This is a genomic window from Proteus penneri, from assembly GCF_022369495.1.
Lineage (GTDB): Bacteria > Pseudomonadota > Gammaproteobacteria > Enterobacterales > Enterobacteriaceae > Proteus > Proteus penneri.
The window spans coordinates 1,151,773-1,168,124 of the sequence record NZ_CP059690.1; the positions used below are offsets into that span (position 1 = coordinate 1,151,773).

The window sequence follows — 16,352 nt, forward strand, 5'->3', positions numbered from 1 at the left end:
ATGAAGTTTATTGTTTTAATTACAGCATTATTATTGTCAGGGTGTACCTCTGGATATAAAAAAGTCGATTGCCAAGGTGTTTACCAAATAAAAACTTTTCACTATCAACAACCTGTATTGGTGAAGTTTGATAAAAAACGAGAAACCATTAAAGGGCCTCTTTATCATGCTGTACCTCAATTAGGATTTAAATTCTTGGGAGGATGGGTATCTCCTGATGCCGTAGAGGATTTCTCATGTCGTGGGGAATAGAGATATATGAAAAAGGAAAGCCAATAAAAATCACAGGGCGTTCGTTTATTTTTGACCAAATAGCGGTCACTCAAAATGGCAGTAAAACTTATAATAATATTCCTAAAGGGCGGTCATTGGCCGCCTATATTGTAGCGAGAAATCGAGGATCTTATTTCACTGTTAGAGTCGAGAATAATAAAATTTCGTGGAATTCTCTACGTGGTAGTCAATCGATTAATGGAATTATTATGGTACTAATTAAATGAGTAAATATGGTGCATTATTTTTTAATCAGGGCATTACCGAAGAATTAACACCTTATGAATCAGCCGTATTTTTAAAAAAGATAAAAACTAAGCCAGGACTAATTAAAGTCATCGAAGGTAATAATAACGCAGTACCACTTATTTTTATTCGAGTTCTTAATTCCTCGAATCCATCATTAGGTGGATTATCTGAAGTGATTTATGAGAACAATGCGTGGTGTGTGAATTTAATCGATACAATTCAAGGTAATTCAGCAGAATATGAGCTCTATGTATTTGTGAAGTCTTCTTATCATATTTCACTTCATCCTCAAAAATGGGGAATTCAAATTTATCATAAAGGTGTTATTACACACGCTTCAAGCCAAAGACCGCTTAATTTATTAGAAGGAAATAACTTTGTACTCACAGGAAATAATTGGAATGGCGTGAATGTCGGTTTTCCCTGTGCAGTATTAATCACAACAATTGGGCATATTGGTATGATGGATTCGATGGGAGGAAAAATGATTAGAGTAACTCTTTGTGGACGAGGTAACCGTATTATCCCACATTCCATGATAGTGGCCGGACAGATGTCAACAACCTCACTAGGAAAGCAGTATTTTTATATTGATGTGAGGGAGTATGGTGGGTGATAGAAGAGTCTAAACAACTTACAATTATGAGTGTCTTTTGATGCAGAAGTATTCGATATGGCTACTTAGGCATTAATTAAAATTTTAATCAATAGAAGCATCTAATACTAGGAGTTTTGTACTTGTTAATTTCCGGCAAACATTTAAAATATGATAATTATTATATAAAATATGAAGATACTATGATTTCAAATATGCAGTCGGTACAGTATTGGTTAAAACAGTTTTCTAAAACTCACAGAATAATTGCAGAGTCTCTTCTGAATAGTCTTGTGTATATCAAATCATCATCTTTAATAATGGACTTAAAGGAAGCTATTTTAGAAAATGAGAATAAAGAAATAGTATCAATATTACCAATTAGAGAACTCGAAAAAAATGAACAGATATTTGATTTAACTGATAAAACTATCCCTCCTAAATTACAAACTTCAAATCAGCCTTTAGGTAGTGAAGCATTCATTTCAAATTTATACACTCAACTTAATAGAAAGAATAAGATTAATTTTCCGTTAAGTAATATTAAAATGGGTCGAAAATCAATTATAATTTCAAACTCTCTCGATGAAATGCAAAAGTTATCTATTAAAAAATTAATCTTAGTTGATGATTTAATTGGATCTGGGGATAGAACAAAAATATATTTAGAAACGTTATACAATCACCCAACGATTAAAAGTTGGCTTTCTTTTGGAACCTTAAATATTGAGGTTTTAGCATATATGTCTACACTTCAAGGTGAAAATGTAGTAAAGAAATATATTAAAAACAAGAAGGGAATTAATCTTAATATCTTATATTCAGCACCAACAATATATGATTTAGTGAATTTTAGTGATATTAAAGAATTATGTGAAGCATATTGTGATAAAAGAGAAAAAAACCCATTAGGTTATGGTAATTCAGCAGTCAGAGTAATATTTTCACACTCAGCACCCAACAATATACCTACTATTTTATATAGAAGTAAAAATAAATATAGATCTAAGATTGAAGGAATAACTAAATTAAATAAATGGGATGCTTTATTTCCTAGTCGGTATGTAAATAGCGATTATATATATGAAATAGAAAGTAAAATGAAATCACTATCTAAAATTAATAAAATTAAACTTATCATTAATAATCTATCAGCTAATTCACTACACATAAAAAAGTTAAGTAGGATTTTGAATTTACCACAGTATGAAATTAGGTTTATATTAAAAAATTTAGAAAAAATGGGATGGGTAAATTCAAATAATGGGGTATATACTTTAACTGAATTAGGTAATATTGAAGTAGGTATTCAATCTAAAGGTCTAAAATTTATTGCAACAAACCCAGAATTCTATTATCCTCGAAAGTGGTGATGGGGCTCTGGTCATTAAGCTAGTGTCAGTCAATTGGTCTACAATTGACCCTCTTAACGAGGATCGGGCAGTAGTAACATACTGTGAGAGTCATACTCTAGGTTGATGATTGTTAATTGTTAACTTCGAAAGATGATTCGCTTTAATCCGCAATGTGCCACTTCAGCTCTCCGACTCGTCGGTCTCGTTCGTTTTCGCTGAAGTGGCTGTGCAAATCAAAACCATTAAGGTAGCAAATGACCATTGTTCCTTCCCACCTTTATTTCATCGGTGGAGTTAAAGCAAAAAGAGAACCCTCTGTTTTAAAAAGTCTCATGGTAAAATCAAGTAAATTTCATGACCATGGCTTAATTTATATTCATAGCATACAGCATCTTAGTAAGTTAATAACCACAGACGAAAGTTATCTCAATGAAGTAATCTTAAGGAAAGTTAGTGATTATTCTCACTACTCAATCCCTAAAAAATCTGGTGGGAGTCGATTTATAAGTGCGCCGCATGATGAACTAAAAAAAATACAACATTGGATTAATTTCAATGTTCTGAAAAATTTAACTCCACATCCTTGTTGCTATTCATATCATAAAAAAGCATCAATATATAAATGTGCAGTAATTCACTGTTCATCTAAATGGCTTTTGAAGTTAGATATTGAAACTTTTTTTGATATGACCTCTGAAGTAAATGTTTACAAGCAATTTACCTCTATTGGCTATTCTCCTATAGTTTCTTTTGCTCTTGCACGAATTTGTACTTACCAACCAAATAAGTTAACAGTACACCAAAAATACTGGAAATTACATACGCAAGTAAATAGAAAAGAACCTTTCCCTCGAGATAGAATTAATTATATCGGAAGGCTACCACAGGGCTCACCAACAAGTCCTATGCTATCAAATATGGCATTTTATAATTTAGATGAAAAAATAAATTTGCTAGTAAAATCTTATGGTGGGCTTTACTCGAGATATGCAGATGATATATTCATTTCTTTTTCTAGCACTGATGTTAATAGACTATTAATCAGCAAGTTAGTTGGGCGGCTTATTAATTACCTCAAAAATGAAGGGTACAAGTTAAACAAAACAAAAATTAAATTATCACCACCGGGTTCTAGAAAAATAGTTCTTGGGTTAAATGTAAATTCAGAAGTACCAAAATTATCCAAAGAATTTAAACGAAGTATTGATTCACATATTTATGCTTTGGCAAAGCATGGTCCCAAGCTTCATGCATCAGAAAGAAGGTTTCAAAGCGTATTTGGCATGTTGGAGCACATAAAAGGAAAAATTTTTTTTGCACGTTCGATTTCTCGAGAATATGGCGATAAAAAATTAAATGAATTCTATAATGCTTTAGGTATCCACGGTTTTAACTAATCATTTTTAATGAAAATATGTAGATCAAAGATTTTTTGTTCAATTTCAGTAGGTATTACCTTATGGTTTAGCCTAGTGTAGGGGATATGTATGAAGAATGAATAAAGCTTTTCAACACATATGTAAATGTAGAGCTGGATACAATCAAATATTGTAAAAATTATTTAGGTATTTTGATAATATGAAGGTTTTAATTAAAAAAGGATAATAATGCTCTACTCCTTAATTTATTAAGGTAATTTTTTATAACTAAGCTATTAATTTTTATTATTTAATATAACTAATAGGTTTGAATGCTTGATAAGCCCTCAATCATGTAAAATATCTTCCCCAAAACCACTCCAGCCCAAACTAAAAATCAACCAGTTACATACAAACCAAGCTTACATAAAAAACCAATTACTACCCAAATAATTATAATTTATTTAATAAGTTACTTAATTATTATGGGTGTAATGCTACGCCACATGGGTTGGACAGAGGCCGCTGACTTAATCATTAAAGGTATGGAAGGTGCGATTGCCGCTAAGACTGTCACTTATGATTTCGAACGTCAGTTAGAAGGTGCTAAACTGCTGAAATGTAGCGAGTTTGGTGACGCGATTATCAAACATATGTAATTGTTGATTTGATAAATAGTTAACGGGAGCTTATTAGTTCCCGTTTATTTTTTGTACTATAAAATTCTTCCCCAAAATATCCCCAAAACTCTTCCCCAAAACTGTTCAATTAAACAGCAATAATTTGCCATTCTTTGCCTCTATCATCGTGGTATTTATCAGTCATATTTTGTGTTTTATGACCCAATAATTTTTGTGTATTAATTCCTTGTTCTCGATAAAGTCGCTCAGATAAAGATCGCTGTTCATGGAAAGTAGGTGCCGTACCTTTTTCCCAAGTTAACCCACATTTATCTCGCGCTTTTTTAAATGTTGTGGTTAACGTATTTGGCGTGACTTGCTCACCGCGTTTCGCTTGTGCGGTGGTATGTCGATAATGCACGAGGTATTTACTCACAACCGCGTCACGACATTGAGCAACGACATCCCTTAAGGAGAGATTGATAGCTTCACATTTTAGCGAGAGAGGGATGGCTAACTTACTGCCTGTCTTCTCTTATCAATTTCTAAATCTCGTTTTTCGGTTGCTAACATCATTAAGTCGGCTAAATGAACGGCGGCCGATATAACGGGTGGCAAGTTATATTTTTGACGAATAACAGCATCAATTCTTTTTTCTATTTCCTTATATTCAGGTAATAGCTTTTTAAGTGATGATGGCAGATCTTTTACATAAGCTTCACTGGCATCATGAAGTAAGGCTTCTAAAGCATATTCAGGAACAACTAAATAGCTGACATATACCGAGTGTTGAGCAACAGAATAGAAATTATCAATCTGCCCATTAAATCGGCATTCATTAGCTAAACCTGTCGCATTAAATAAAAAGAATAGTGATATGCATGACCTATTGCTTGATTACTATTTATTCGGAATGACATTTATGCAACTTACTAACAAGCACAATTGCTCTGATGGGCATATAGGTAAAAAATTACAAAAGGCAGAAGGAATAATAGAAGATATGTTAAAGATGCCAAATGTTCCATTAGAGATGGTTTGATATGTGGAAAAAATCATATAAAAACTTTACGTACGTAAAAATAATGAGGTTGAGATAAGAGTGGCATCAAGGTCAATTAGCTTATTAGCTTGGCTTTTTGCAGGGTTTTATTTTTAGATATATGATTATTAATCAAAAAATTTGTTGAGAGTTTTTTGTTTTCATTGATTATTTGTTTATATTTAAGATGAAATTTATTGTTATGCTATAAGAATAAATCTGTAGTGTTTAACTAATAATTAAAATAATAAACAGGTATTCTTATCTCTACTATACTCATAATATTCAATTTATAGAGCGAGTATATATAATGATTGATTTGTTTAAATTAACGAAAAAAAGTTCTAGGCATATTGGTATAGCAATATACGTAGGTATTATAGCGGGTATCTTTTCAGCTTTAGTAAAGTCTGGTTTTGAAGACCTAATTCCACCGAGAACACTTGAAACGACACCTCCTCCAGTTGTCTTATTAGAAAAGCTAGGATTAAATATAGATACTATGACTTATCATTGGATGGGATATAGTATTAATTGGGGCGGTAATGGTGTTCATATATTATTCTCAATAGTTATCGCTGTGATATATTGTGTTATTGCTGAATACTTACCAAAGGTTAAATTATTACACGGTATTTGTTTTGGTATTGGTGTTTCTGTTTTTGCTCATGGTTTAGTTGTACCATTATTAGGGCTATCTAGCTGGCTTTGGACAGCAGGTTATCAAGCATTAGTTTCTGAGTTTGTCGGAACCGCTTTTTGGATCTGGTCAATTGAAGCGATTAGACAAAATTTGCGTTATTGTTTAACTAAAGAAAAAGATGCTGAGTAGATAAGAAAGTTCAGCCTTAATCTGTTATAAATCTCTTAAAGATCGCCTAGGCGGTCTTTTTTATTAAGCTTTTATTTTTGATAGTACACACAGGTGATTTACCGCTAAAAATAAAGTTTGCTATCTGAATTTTTCTATGGCTTAATAGCGTCACTGGTTTGGAAGTACAGACCTATTTATGTTAGTAAGTTTAAAGTTGTTCCCGTTTAGCGTTATCCTCGATACCTCTTCATTGTGAATTCCTTCTAATTAATTCCCATAAGTAAAAATACAAAACAAACCACATATGCCTTATGGCAAATTAAATAAATTAAAGGAAATTCTATGTCTAATACAATGACTGGTACAGTAAAATGGTTCGATGAAGGTAAAGGTTTTGGTTTTATTACTCCAGCTGATGGCAGCAAAGATGTCTTCGTACATTTCTCTGCAATCCAAAGTGATAGCTTCAAAACATTAGCTGAAGGCCAACAAGTTTCATTCACCATGGAAAATGGTATGAAAGGCCCCGCAGCAGGCAACGTGGTGGCTCTCTAAAGGCGCTATTACTATTCGCCTCTATTTTAAATGCCCAAGTTGTTGCGGTTCACAATATAGAACATCACAATTTGATGTCACAGTGAACAATCCACACGGCGCAAAATGTATCTTTTGCAAAAGTGTGATGACAGCTCAAATGAGTTAAGCATTAAATAGTTGAATATATAAAACCTCGCTTCGGCGGGGTTTTTGCTATCTGCAATCCCATATTAATTAAAGATAAAAAATTTAGGTTTTAGGGCTTGAAAAATGTTTATTAGTTCATATTTATATTTTGGGTAAATAAGATACCGCCCATAATTCACGAAATACTGAAGGAGGAGTTATATGCCTAACATTAAACCTTTTTCATTATTCCCAACATTATCTGACAACTTACTTTCAAACCGTTTTGATCAGATAGATCGCCTGTTTAGTCAGTTAACAGGCAGTAAGCCCATTGCATCACCAATTCAGACTTATAACCTGAAACAGATTGATGATAACCATTATGAACTGACAGTGAGTGTGCCTGGATATCAAGAAGATGACTTATCAGTTTCATTGAAAGGAAGCCGTTTATTGATTGAAGGGAAAAAAGAAGAAAAATCAGAAGAAGACAATGATAAATGGATCCACCGGGGCATATCTCAAGGACAATTTACGTTGCAGTTTGACCTCGGTAAAAATGTTAAAATAGAAAAAGCCGATTTATCAAGTGGGCTTCTGACCATCGCTATTGAGTATGAGTTACCTGAAGAAGAAAAACGGCAAACAATAGCGATAGAAAATAAAGATAAAAGCTAATTGAGTTAGATAATGTGAATAAGATTAAGGCTACACATAATGTGTAGCCTTAATTGTTTTTGTCAGGGCTTTAAATTGGATTAATTCAAACTTGAGTTGATTAGTTTTATAGATAGAAAATAATTATTTCTTATTTTACTGTCCAAGCCTCTGAGAAAAGGCGCTTTGAAAATAATTCAGCTAACCCACAGATTTGTTTTAAGCGTAATACTTCATCTTGTGACATACCTAGTTCATCACCAATCCGTTTATCGCTCCATCCTAATCGGGATAGATCTCTAACTATATCTGACATAGCTGCGACTTGATGTTGTCCTCTTGCTCGATTATGACGAATAGTTGTTGCTATTTGATCTGACATTGTGTTGTTTTTAACATCAAGGATGGTGACTGGTAAATAATTATTAATTCGTTTTTTTAAGGCGTTTTCTTTACTTAATAAATAACGATGATAGCCATCAACGATTTGCCATTGCAATTGTTTAGTTTTATTTTGTGGTGCAGATACTACAACAACGGGTTGAGTATAACCGTCTTTTATCAATGAGGTTTTGAGTAATCTCTTTTCTGTAGGAGACATAACATTAGGATTGTAGTCATTTGCTATGACTTGATTTTGCTTTATCCAAAGAACACAGTCTATAGGTTCATTTTTGAATGGACTAATTTGATGAACAAATAGTTTGATTTTATTGATAGCTTCGATTTTTTGCTCATCATTTAGTTTTAGTAGATAATCTTTTAGCGAAGAAAACACTGTTTCAATAGTCATATTTACCTCTTGTTAAATCAACTGCCAATTTTTACGTTTTTCCTGTATCCGTTTGCAATATCGGTCATAACAGTGTGATTTAGTAGGACTAAATGCTAATGTTCTACACCAAAAATCATTACGTAAAATAGTTTTACAGATCCGTCGCCAAGACGGGATTTGTTTACTGCTAGTATCACCATCTTGTTCATCGGGTATTCCATTTGGGTAATCTCGCTCAACATACCAATGAAGGTAAACTGCGATTTTATTTCGGTAATGTTCGGCTGTTTGTTCCGGTAAGCTCGCTAGTAAAAAGTGGGCGTAAGATTTCCATGTATGATGGGCTGGTTTACTAATTTTACGTTGCCCAAAAAAACCTGATTTATTATGAGGGTGAGTGTATAACATACCTGCATCAGCACCACTCACTCGTTCACAGGCGAGACTCCACGTCTCAGGTTCTAAAACATGGTATAACCATAGCCCTTTACGTTGTTCAGGGCCAAATGGCTCACAAATACGCATTTGACTTAAACTAACCCCAGCTTGGTGCATTAGATCATAAATAGAATTATAGGGTAGGTTAAAACGTGAAATGTATGACCAAATATCTTTTACATGCCAGTCATAAATAGGATAGGCCATATAATAAAAACCTTCGGGTGATGCCGTTGTCCATGGGATATCATCGGCATAACGTAGTTTTTGGTTGTTATTGATAGCAATAAAGCGATTTAATGATTCATCGGCTCTGATCCCTAATAAAATAACTGAACTACGATGATTTCCCGTGATCCACTGATTAAATGCAGGTGTGAAGTCTTCAAAAATCATATTTGGATGATAAAAAGGGAAAAAGTCTGGATCAATTATTGCGTCTTCTGGCGGTTGCCTTACCCATTTTTTTCCTGGTTCCCAAGCTGTCCAAGTCGGTTCATATTGTGAGATACCGCTTTCCGTGGTTATAGGTAATGCTATCCAGTAAAATCGCTCCGTACAGTCTTCATACAAAAATTTCATTTTTGCAACATGGTTAATGGTAGCGGAATATTGCACTTCCCAGTCAAGAAACATGACATTGAGTTTTCGATGCCGCTTTCTTGCTTCTGCAGCAACAAGATGAAACAGAACAGTAGAATCTTTACCTCCAGAAAAGGAGAGAGAGATTTGTTCAAAAGTATCAAACAACCATTCAATTCGTGTTCGAGTAGCATCTAGCACATTTATTCCAAGAGGAATTTTGTGTTTGCAAGACATAACTATCACCAGAATAAGTTAGTTAATAGTATTATTACTTAATCATATTTAGACCATAAGGGTAAGTGATGGTTGCTGATTGTTACTGAGATTTACTTGAAAAATAGAATAATAAATCATATGTCATTGTTATTATTGATAGTCTCTAGTAATGAAAGATTTTTATAATGAAGGGAAATAAAGAAAGTGATTTAGTTAGTAGATAATATTTTAAAGATATTTCCTGATTTATTATTCGGTATTTTCAACTATTCATACAATAAATAAAAAATAAAATAGTCATTTTATGATAGGTATTGTATGACATTAAGTACACATGATGGAGTTAAAGTATATACACCAGTGTCATTGAAGCTATATGATTGGTGGGTGCTTAATATTTCTAATAGCTATGCATGGCAGTGTGATACGAATAAATATTTAATTCCACATTTTAAAAATCATCTCGGTGATCGCCATATGGATATTGGTGTTGGAACGGGATTTTATTTGAAAAAATCAATAAGTTATATAAAAGAAATCTCATTAACTGATCTTAATTTGCACAGTCTGGAACATACTAAAAAGTATTTATCTGATGATAAATTAATAAATTGCCTCCAGCATGATGTTTTTCAGCCTTTTTCTAATAAATTAAATGGATCTTATAATTCTATCTCCTTGTTTTATTTACTACATTGCTTACCAGGAACAATGGATGATAAGAAAAAAGCAATAGAAAATATAAGCTATTTACTGACAGAAAAAGGGGTTTTATATGGCGCAACGATTTTAGGGCAGGGAGTTAAACATAATTTCTTTGGTAAAAAATTAATGTCTATTTATAACAAAAAAGGTATTTTTTGTAATTATTCTGATTCGGTAGGCTCTTTGGAAGAAATGCTTTCCTCTTTATTTCATGACATCTCTATACATGTACAAGGTACTGTAGCTTTGTTCATAGCGAAGAATAAAAAATAATAAGAAATATTATTCTGGATTAGAGGTCTTTTATCTTTATTTTCTTAAGGAATGATATGTTAATGCGTAGCCTGTTTTTTGCCTTTTTATTCTTAACACCAGCGGCATTTGCCACAGATACATTAAGTCATAATATTGAATATTATTCTAATGTTACGTTAACGGATTTTAATTCGGGCAAAATTGAAGATGGTCGGTATTTTTGTGTTAAGGCCATGAATCATGGTGGTCAATTTATCGCCTGTGCTGTATCTAATAAGTCAGATTGGGCTTCTTCTTATGAGCACTTTTTTCAGCAAGCACATTATTACTACACAACAGGTAAAAGCTTTAGGTTATATGTTCAACCTAATGTTTGGACTCATCCCAAATTTACTCGAGTATATTCAAATAAAGCGATAGCAGGGTTCGCTAGTTGTCATAATAGTCGTTGCATGGGACCAACAAAAGATAACTAATTGAATAATAGTATATTTTATAACTTGCATTATCCTTTCCTAATACGCAGACCACAGTACTCATCATACCCTAATCACTTTACACAAGAGCTGTGTGTCTGCTCCTATAACTAAAATATTCGGTCGATCTGGGAGATGACGACACGGTTATTGAACAGACTGTTAATCCGACAGAAAATATCATAAATGCAGGTAGCTTCGATGTTATTTCCGCATGGGTTCCTTACCTACAGAAATATATCAAACATAAAATTGAACTAAATAAATACGATTATCAGGTAGCTTTTGATTATCGTGATAAGTGGTAATGAACAAACGTATATAATATTTATTCGTATCGTTTTAAAAGCCTCTTAACGAAGGCTTTTTTGTTCCAAATGACGATCTAGAAAAAATCAGTAAGTTAATCAATCTTAACACACTCACCTTCAATAAAGTCCTCTCCGTCATTTTCGCATTTTACAATATGGCACCTCCCAGGCAGACCATACCGACTAACGACACAGCGAACATCAGGAGAACTACTTAAGCCTTCGGGTTTGTTTTATCGTCTCTCATAGCTAGATACCTTTTCTAATAATCCATCATCACCGATCCGTTGACCTGTGGTTAAGGCCAATAACATGCCACATTGCAGGTAAGGAGGGGGATTTTTAGCTTGCTGATAAATAGTGCGCCATTTTTGAATATCCTAATACTTTGACAGAATCGATTATTTCAGCGATATCTAATGCGGTTATCTCTTTTTATATTTTCGTACCACAATACTGACGGAATAAATTAATAGGTTTCATTTTTTTTCGATAAGAATTAATTTTTAATTCACTGATATCTAATCTTACTAATATGAATACAGTTATGATCTACTATAATCAGATTATATGAATGTTTCATATGAGGTAGTAAGAATGCTTAACTCTGTTACAGATATTCACAAAAATAAATTTGTTAGTAAAAAAATTATTGTAGGGATTAGCACTTGTTTATTAGGCAATAATGTTAGATTTGATGGTGGTCATAAGTGCTTTCATCTTGCCGTAGATGAATTATCTAATTATTTTGAATATCAATCGGCTTGTCCTGAGATGGCTATTGGTTTACCTACACCAAGACCCGCACTAAGATTAGTTAAATCAAATTCAGGAGAAATTGCATTAAAATTTAGTAACGGGAGTGAAGGTGATTTAACTGAAAAGATGAATCGGTATTCTGTTGAGTATTTAGAGAAATTTAATCAGTTTAGTGGGTATATTGTTTGTGCAAAATCACCAAGTTGTGGATTAGAGCGTGTTCGTGTATACGATCCTATTGGTAATGGTAATCGGAAGGCAGGGACGGGTATTTTTACAGAAAATCTGAAAAAAAAGATGCCTTGGTTACCAGTAGAAGAAGATGGACGATTGAATGATCCTCATATAAGAGAAAATTTTGTTATACGTGTATTTGCACTGGATGAGTTGAATGAATTGAGAATGAACGCATTTACTCGTCAGTCTTTAATCGATTTCCATACAAGATATAAATTGCTCTTATTGGCTCATTCACAACCTCTTTATAGAGAGTTAGGTCGCTTTGTTGCTAATAATAAAGAATGGCATTCATTGGAAGCTTTTTTTGATGAATATCGAAATAGATTTATGACATTATTACAGCACCAAGCAACACGACGTAATCATACTAATGTTCTTATGCATGTACAGGGGTATTTTAAGCGTTATTTAACACCAAATCAGCGACAAACATTAAGTCAATTAATTTTAGAATATCGTCAAGGAATACAGCCTTTATTAGCACCTTTAACATTAATTAATTATTATCTATCAGAGTATCCTGATAATTATTTGAGTAAACAGAGATATTTTCATCCTTATCCCCAATCCTTAAGATTACGTTATGGATTATAATAAACTTATTGATAGGAGGAAAATATGATACGTTCTTTTGTCACTTTTTTAAGCTCATTGATTCTTACTGGATGTAATGTTATTCCTCCGAGTGACATTGAGCCTGTTAATAATTTTGATCTATCACGTTATCTTGGGCTGTGGTATGAGGTCGCTAGAATAGATAATCGTTTTGAAAAAGGCTTAACGAAAGTTACCGCAAATTATTCATTACGAAATGATGGTGGTGTTAAGGTTATTAATCGAGGTTGGAGTCAAAATAAACATCGCTGGAAAGAAAGTATCGGTAAGGCTTATTTTGTTGATTCATCTAATAAAGGTGCATTAAAAGTATCATTTTTTGGTCCATTCTATGGTGGATATAATATCATCAAATTGGATAAGTATTATCAATATTCTTTGGTTGTAGGGCCAGATAAAGATTATTTATGGATTTTATCACGTACACCGACCATGCCATCAAATTTGTTGAATGAATATATTAATTTTGCAACATCATATGGATTTGATAGTAGCAGGATCATAATATTTTAACAAAAGGTATATAGCTGAATTTAAATACTATCTAATTTGGTAGTATTTAATTATGACTTGAAGGTGTCTATTCGTAATATGAATGGGGATTTGTTATCGGGATGGCGTTAACATGCTCGGGCTTAAAAAGCTATTGCAGTGTCCGTAAACGGTGACTTTATGCAGGTTCTGAGCAATCCTAAGCGGCTCATTGATATTCATAGAGAGAAATAATAATGAGTCAAAAGCAAAATATTAGTGATTATACGGAAGCTGAATTTTTATCATTTGTTAAACAAATTTTTAATGTAGAAAACACTACAAAAGAAGATGTTAAGCATATTTTAGAGTTCAAGAATGTAGATAAAGTGTTGCTCATCTTCTAGTAACAAAAGTGTTTCACTCCACACATTAAGTGATCCCCATTTTTTCTTAAAAAATCATATCTGTCATAATGCTTTTGAAAAACACCAAGTCTTTTATGGTTTGCACAGAAGTTACCGATTTAATCATTAAAGATATGGAGAGGCAATTGCTGCTAAGACCGTTACTTATGATTTTTAAGCAGTTTTAATGTGGCGACTTGTTAAAGTTTAATTTAGGCTCAATAAACCAGTGAATAGTTGAGTTAAAAGCTAATAAAAGAGAGAGGCTAATCGTTGATAGTGTTAGTAATATTATGACTAAAAAAGTATATTCCACATGGAAATAAGTTAATATTTGTAAGAAAATAAAACAAATAATAGGATGGATTAAATAAACACCTAAAGCATTGTTTGATACTCTAGCATATTTATCAGTTGATAAAGCGAAATAAATTATACTGGAACCTAAAACAACACTTATCAAGAACTTTAAAATATACATAACAAAAAAAGATGATAAAAAATCAGTTTTAGTAAAGTTTATAATTACGCTATTGATACTGTCCTCATGATAGAGTGTAGCTATAGCTAAAGTTGTAGTGATTACAATTATCAAAAAAGGTTTTTTTCTTAATGAGGATATATTTTCATTATTAATAAAATAAGCCATTATAAAGAATGGGAAATATATAATAATAGAGAAGAATTGGGATGAATTAATTAAATAATTTTTGGCTAAATAAGAAAGCACCAATGATGCTATCAAAATAGAAAATAATATTAATTTATTAGATTTTAATTTTTTTGGTAATAATAAAAAAAAAGTTTGCCAAACAGGTGTAGCTAAAAAAAACCATACTCCATTTTGAGGTTCAAAGATATAAGTATTTAAACTTAATTCGCCTGAGAAGTATAGTGGGATTGCATCAACTGTTTGAAATGTTAAGTAAATGATAATAGATGAAAGTAAACTAAGCTTTAAAGACTTCCACGTGATATTTTTCGTTACAAATGCAACTATAAATACAAACATAGGAATTAGTGTTAAGTTAAAAATATCAATAAGAAGTAAGATCTTGTTTTTATCAGCTAAATTTAAGTAGAAATTAAAAACAATAAAAGAACTCAATATGAGTTTCAAGGTAGGCCAATATGGTTGGGCCATATTATTTGACTCAGGCTTAATTTGTTGTTTCATATGAGCGCCCTATATAGAAATTACTTTATTGTACTGTATTGATACACTTATTTGAAATAAATTTATTAGTCAAGGTAGAGCGGTTTATGATATAGATAATATTTGAGTCGCTACCCCGAAACGTAACATCGATATTCACAATGAAAAAGCTGAATTTGAAAAGCTAACTACTGTCCTTGTTAAATTAATAAAGGCCTCTTAACGGAAGTTTTTTATGTGTTCAAAGCTCATTATATTGGGTATAGATAAAATGTTACAAATCTTTAAGTGAGAATGGCTTTTTACTCTATTTATTAGGCGAACTTCGCTTTTTCTTAAAAAATTATATTTGTCATAATATTTTTGAGGAACTCCTAGTTTTTTGTGATTTTGTACAATATGCCTTAATTCAGAGCTAACTTTCATTTCGAAAGCTAATGTTTTGAATGCTTACCTAATCATGTTTATATCTCTAATAATAAATTAAGAAAAGATTAAAATAAGCTCCTTATTATTCAATAAGTCAATGTTACCTTTTTATAATTAGATAAATCTCATAGAAAATAATATAGGATTCGATTAACTATAAGGAATTAGTTAGTGATGTATTAGAAGTGTGTGTCAAATAGTATTAGGAGATTATATGAAACTATTATTAAAAAGTATTGCTTTTACGGTTAGCTTTTTATCTGCAGGTTTTGCTATGGCAGATAATGCAGATGATATAACGAAAGTATCTTATACATGTGAAAACAATCAAACAATGGAAGTTATTTATATAAATACGGAAAAGGATAGCTATGCAATTATTAATCAAATGAACGAAATGATACCAATGAAGATTATGAAAATGGCTTCAGGAGCAAACTATGAGGCAATAAATAAAAATTACACCTATAAGCTTTATACTAAAGGTGCTAATGCCGATTTAGTTGAAGGAAAAGATAAACCAGTATTAAGTGGTTGCAAAGCTAGCTAATAATCACGAGTTTTGGTGAAAATTATTTGGCATTTTTATAAAGGTCACTTTGGTGGCCTTTATTGTATTCTCAAGAGAAATTTACGTTGCAATTTGAGCTTGGCAAAACTGTTAACTAAATAAATAACTTAGAACCTATAACTCTACGGCGTTAATGACATTATTAATAAACAAAATAAAATAAAAACTCAATAGCTATATCGTAATAAAGATTTTTTGTAATATAAAAATATCAATATATTTTATCTTAAGTGTTGTGAATCAGTTTATTACTCATTCAACATGCTTGGAATAATCTAACAGCAGAATATATCGCTTAAAAGTTCTGGTAGTGT

The 16,352-nt window shown here is 32.1% G+C and carries 19 protein-coding genes and 5 pseudogenes; 18 read left to right on the forward strand and 6 right to left on the reverse strand.

The annotated features are described in order from the left end of the window. The 6 genes and pseudogenes from H1225_RS05200 to H1225_RS05225 form a co-directional block, all read left to right on the forward strand. Window positions 1-252, forward strand: a complete 252-nt coding sequence (locus tag H1225_RS05200) for a hypothetical protein (protein WP_004242498.1) — start codon at window positions 1-3, stop codon at window positions 250-252. Further along, entirely contained in the window at window positions 237-500 is a 264-nt protein-coding gene (locus H1225_RS05205; RefSeq protein ID WP_004242500.1) for a hypothetical protein, read from the forward strand. Before H1225_RS05200 ends, H1225_RS05205 begins: the two co-directional genes overlap by 16 nt. After that, window positions 497-1,138, forward strand: coding sequence for a hypothetical protein (locus H1225_RS05210; protein WP_239739541.1), 642 nt, complete (start codon window positions 497-499; stop codon window positions 1,136-1,138). Before H1225_RS05205 ends, H1225_RS05210 begins: the two co-directional genes overlap by 4 nt. 122 nt (window positions 1,139-1,260) lie before the next feature. Beyond that, complete coding sequence (locus tag H1225_RS05215) at window positions 1,261-2,490, forward strand: phosphoribosyltransferase-like protein (protein ID WP_161748461.1); 1,230 nt, start codon at window positions 1,261-1,263, stop codon at window positions 2,488-2,490. Between the two features lie 236 nt (window positions 2,491-2,726). Then, window positions 2,727-3,869 (forward strand): reverse transcriptase family protein, encoded by a 1,143-nt coding sequence (locus H1225_RS05220; RefSeq protein WP_161748460.1) that lies wholly within the window; start codon window positions 2,727-2,729, stop codon window positions 3,867-3,869. A 452-nt stretch (window positions 3,870-4,321) separates the two neighbouring features. After that, window positions 4,322-4,489 (forward strand): annotated as a pseudogene (locus H1225_RS05225) (isocitrate/isopropylmalate family dehydrogenase); the annotation flags it as partial. A 109-nt stretch (window positions 4,490-4,598) separates the two neighbouring features. Here the strand turns inward: H1225_RS05225 and H1225_RS05230 are convergent. Together H1225_RS05230 and H1225_RS05235 are read right to left on the reverse strand one after the other, a co-directional pair. Next, window positions 4,599-4,985, reverse strand: a pseudogene (locus H1225_RS05230) (tyrosine-type recombinase/integrase); the annotation flags it as partial. A gap of 2 nt (window positions 4,986-4,987) precedes the next feature. Further along, window positions 4,988-5,305 (reverse strand): annotated as a pseudogene (locus tag H1225_RS05235) (HD family hydrolase); the annotation flags it as partial. Window position 5,306: 1 nt separating this feature from the next. Here H1225_RS05235 and H1225_RS05240 point away from each other — a divergent pair. From H1225_RS05240 to H1225_RS05260, 5 genes and pseudogenes are all read left to right on the forward strand, one after another. Then, a pseudogene (locus H1225_RS05240) lies at window positions 5,307-5,492 on the forward strand (antiterminator Q family protein); the annotation flags it as partial. Between the two features lie 310 nt (window positions 5,493-5,802). Next, a complete protein-coding gene (locus H1225_RS05245) occupies window positions 5,803-6,324 on the forward strand; it encodes a YagU family protein (RefSeq protein WP_072062621.1) in 522 nt (173 codons plus the stop codon). Between the two features lie 324 nt (window positions 6,325-6,648). Beyond that, window positions 6,649-6,861: a transcription antiterminator/RNA stability regulator CspE gene (gene cspE / locus H1225_RS05250; protein WP_004244726.1), complete on the forward strand. Its 213-nt coding sequence runs from the start codon at window positions 6,649-6,651 to the stop codon at window positions 6,859-6,861. Window positions 6,862-6,868: 7 nt separating this feature from the next. Then, window positions 6,869-7,009: a cold shock small protein YmcF gene (gene ymcF, locus H1225_RS05255; protein ID WP_374189502.1), complete on the forward strand. Its 141-nt coding sequence runs from the start codon at window positions 6,869-6,871 to the stop codon at window positions 7,007-7,009. Between the two features lie 182 nt (window positions 7,010-7,191). Next, window positions 7,192-7,650, forward strand: a complete 459-nt coding sequence (locus H1225_RS05260) for an Hsp20 family protein (protein ID WP_161723888.1) — start codon at window positions 7,192-7,194, stop codon at window positions 7,648-7,650. A 130-nt stretch (window positions 7,651-7,780) separates the two neighbouring features. Here H1225_RS05260 and H1225_RS05265 read toward each other — a convergent pair whose 3' ends face one another. Both H1225_RS05265 and H1225_RS05270 read right to left on the reverse strand, forming a co-directional pair. Continuing rightward, a complete protein-coding gene (locus H1225_RS05265) occupies window positions 7,781-8,422 on the reverse strand; it encodes an IbrB-like domain-containing protein (RefSeq protein WP_006537193.1) in 642 nt (213 codons plus the stop codon). A 12-nt stretch (window positions 8,423-8,434) separates the two neighbouring features. Beyond that, a complete protein-coding gene (locus H1225_RS05270; protein WP_006537192.1) occupies window positions 8,435-9,661 on the reverse strand; it encodes a phosphoadenosine phosphosulfate reductase in 1,227 nt (408 codons plus the stop codon). A gap of 300 nt (window positions 9,662-9,961) precedes the next feature. On the opposite strand from H1225_RS05270, the gene H1225_RS05275 reads away from it, so the two are divergent. From H1225_RS05275 to H1225_RS05285, 3 genes are all read left to right on the forward strand, one after another. Further along, the gene (locus H1225_RS05275) at window positions 9,962-10,621 is read left to right on the forward strand and encodes a class I SAM-dependent methyltransferase (protein ID WP_161723886.1); all 660 of its coding nucleotides are present in this window, start codon (window positions 9,962-9,964) and stop codon (window positions 10,619-10,621) included. 62 nt (window positions 10,622-10,683) lie between these two features. Then, window positions 10,684-11,079: a subtilase family AB5 toxin binding subunit gene (locus H1225_RS05280; RefSeq protein ID WP_147280389.1), complete on the forward strand. Its 396-nt coding sequence runs from the start codon at window positions 10,684-10,686 to the stop codon at window positions 11,077-11,079. A gap of 149 nt (window positions 11,080-11,228) precedes the next feature. Next, window positions 11,229-11,387: a colicin E3-like toxin immunity protein gene (locus H1225_RS05285; RefSeq protein WP_338051117.1), complete on the forward strand. Its 159-nt coding sequence runs from the start codon at window positions 11,229-11,231 to the stop codon at window positions 11,385-11,387. Between the two features lie 278 nt (window positions 11,388-11,665). Here the strand turns inward: H1225_RS05285 and H1225_RS05290 are convergent. Next, a pseudogene (locus tag H1225_RS05290) lies at window positions 11,666-11,918 on the reverse strand (integrase); the annotation flags it as partial. A 69-nt stretch (window positions 11,919-11,987) separates the two neighbouring features. On the opposite strand from H1225_RS05290, the gene H1225_RS05295 reads away from it, so the two are divergent. From H1225_RS05295 to H1225_RS05305, 3 genes are all read left to right on the forward strand, one after another. Then, on the forward strand, window positions 11,988-12,983 hold the full coding sequence (locus H1225_RS05295; protein ID WP_161723884.1) for a YbgA family protein: 996 nt from the start codon (window positions 11,988-11,990) through the stop codon (window positions 12,981-12,983). Between the two features lie 24 nt (window positions 12,984-13,007). Next, a complete protein-coding gene (locus H1225_RS05300; protein ID WP_161671587.1) occupies window positions 13,008-13,517 on the forward strand; it encodes a lipocalin family protein in 510 nt (169 codons plus the stop codon). Between the two features lie 215 nt (window positions 13,518-13,732). Beyond that, complete coding sequence (locus H1225_RS05305) at window positions 13,733-13,882, forward strand: bacteriocin immunity protein (RefSeq protein WP_006537186.1); 150 nt, start codon at window positions 13,733-13,735, stop codon at window positions 13,880-13,882. Window positions 13,883-14,066: 184 nt separating this feature from the next. Here the strand turns inward: H1225_RS05305 and H1225_RS05310 are convergent, their stop codons facing one another. Then, window positions 14,067-15,059 (reverse strand): acetyltransferase, encoded by a 993-nt coding sequence (locus H1225_RS05310; RefSeq protein WP_174704108.1) that lies wholly within the window; start codon window positions 15,057-15,059, stop codon window positions 14,067-14,069. Window positions 15,060-15,681: 622 nt separating this feature from the next. Here H1225_RS05310 and H1225_RS05315 point away from each other — a divergent pair. Then, entirely contained in the window at window positions 15,682-16,017 is a 336-nt protein-coding gene (locus tag H1225_RS05315; RefSeq protein WP_275585127.1) for a c-type lysozyme inhibitor, read from the forward strand. Window positions 16,018-16,352: the final 335 nt, after the last annotated feature.

What these genes read in the sequence shown, in the direction of transcription:
- H1225_RS05305 (WP_006537186.1), top strand. Translation starts at nt 13,733, where the DNA reads ATGAGTCAAAAGCAAAATATTAGTGATTATACGGAAGCTGAATTTTTA.
- H1225_RS05220 (WP_161748460.1), top strand. Translation starts at nt 2,727, where the DNA reads ATGACCATTGTTCCTTCCCACCTTTATTTCATCGGTGGAGTTAAAGCA.
- H1225_RS05200 (WP_004242498.1), top strand. Translation starts at nt 1, where the DNA reads ATGAAGTTTATTGTTTTAATTACAGCATTATTATTGTCAGGGTGTACC.
- H1225_RS05315 (WP_275585127.1), top strand. Translation starts at nt 15,682, where the DNA reads ATGAAACTATTATTAAAAAGTATTGCTTTTACGGTTAGCTTTTTATCT.
- H1225_RS05275 (WP_161723886.1), top strand. Translation starts at nt 9,962, where the DNA reads ATGACATTAAGTACACATGATGGAGTTAAAGTATATACACCAGTGTCA.
- H1225_RS05210 (WP_239739541.1), top strand. Translation starts at nt 497, where the DNA reads ATGAGTAAATATGGTGCATTATTTTTTAATCAGGGCATTACCGAAGAA.
- H1225_RS05265 (WP_006537193.1), bottom strand. Translation starts at nt 8,422, where the DNA reads ATGACTATTGAAACAGTGTTTTCTTCGCTAAAAGATTATCTACTAAAA.
- H1225_RS05310 (WP_174704108.1), bottom strand. Translation starts at nt 15,059, where the DNA reads ATGAAACAACAAATTAAGCCTGAGTCAAATAATATGGCCCAACCATAT.
- H1225_RS05295 (WP_161723884.1), top strand. Translation starts at nt 11,988, where the DNA reads ATGCTTAACTCTGTTACAGATATTCACAAAAATAAATTTGTTAGTAAA.
- cspE (WP_004244726.1), top strand. Translation starts at nt 6,649, where the DNA reads ATGTCTAATACAATGACTGGTACAGTAAAATGGTTCGATGAAGGTAAA.
- H1225_RS05205 (WP_004242500.1), top strand. Translation starts at nt 237, where the DNA reads ATGTCGTGGGGAATAGAGATATATGAAAAAGGAAAGCCAATAAAAATC.
- H1225_RS05280 (WP_147280389.1), top strand. Translation starts at nt 10,684, where the DNA reads ATGCGTAGCCTGTTTTTTGCCTTTTTATTCTTAACACCAGCGGCATTT.
- H1225_RS05270 (WP_006537192.1), bottom strand. Translation starts at nt 9,661, where the DNA reads ATGTCTTGCAAACACAAAATTCCTCTTGGAATAAATGTGCTAGATGCT.
- H1225_RS05260 (WP_161723888.1), top strand. Translation starts at nt 7,192, where the DNA reads ATGCCTAACATTAAACCTTTTTCATTATTCCCAACATTATCTGACAAC.
- H1225_RS05300 (WP_161671587.1), top strand. Translation starts at nt 13,008, where the DNA reads ATGATACGTTCTTTTGTCACTTTTTTAAGCTCATTGATTCTTACTGGA.
- H1225_RS05245 (WP_072062621.1), top strand. Translation starts at nt 5,803, where the DNA reads ATGATTGATTTGTTTAAATTAACGAAAAAAAGTTCTAGGCATATTGGT.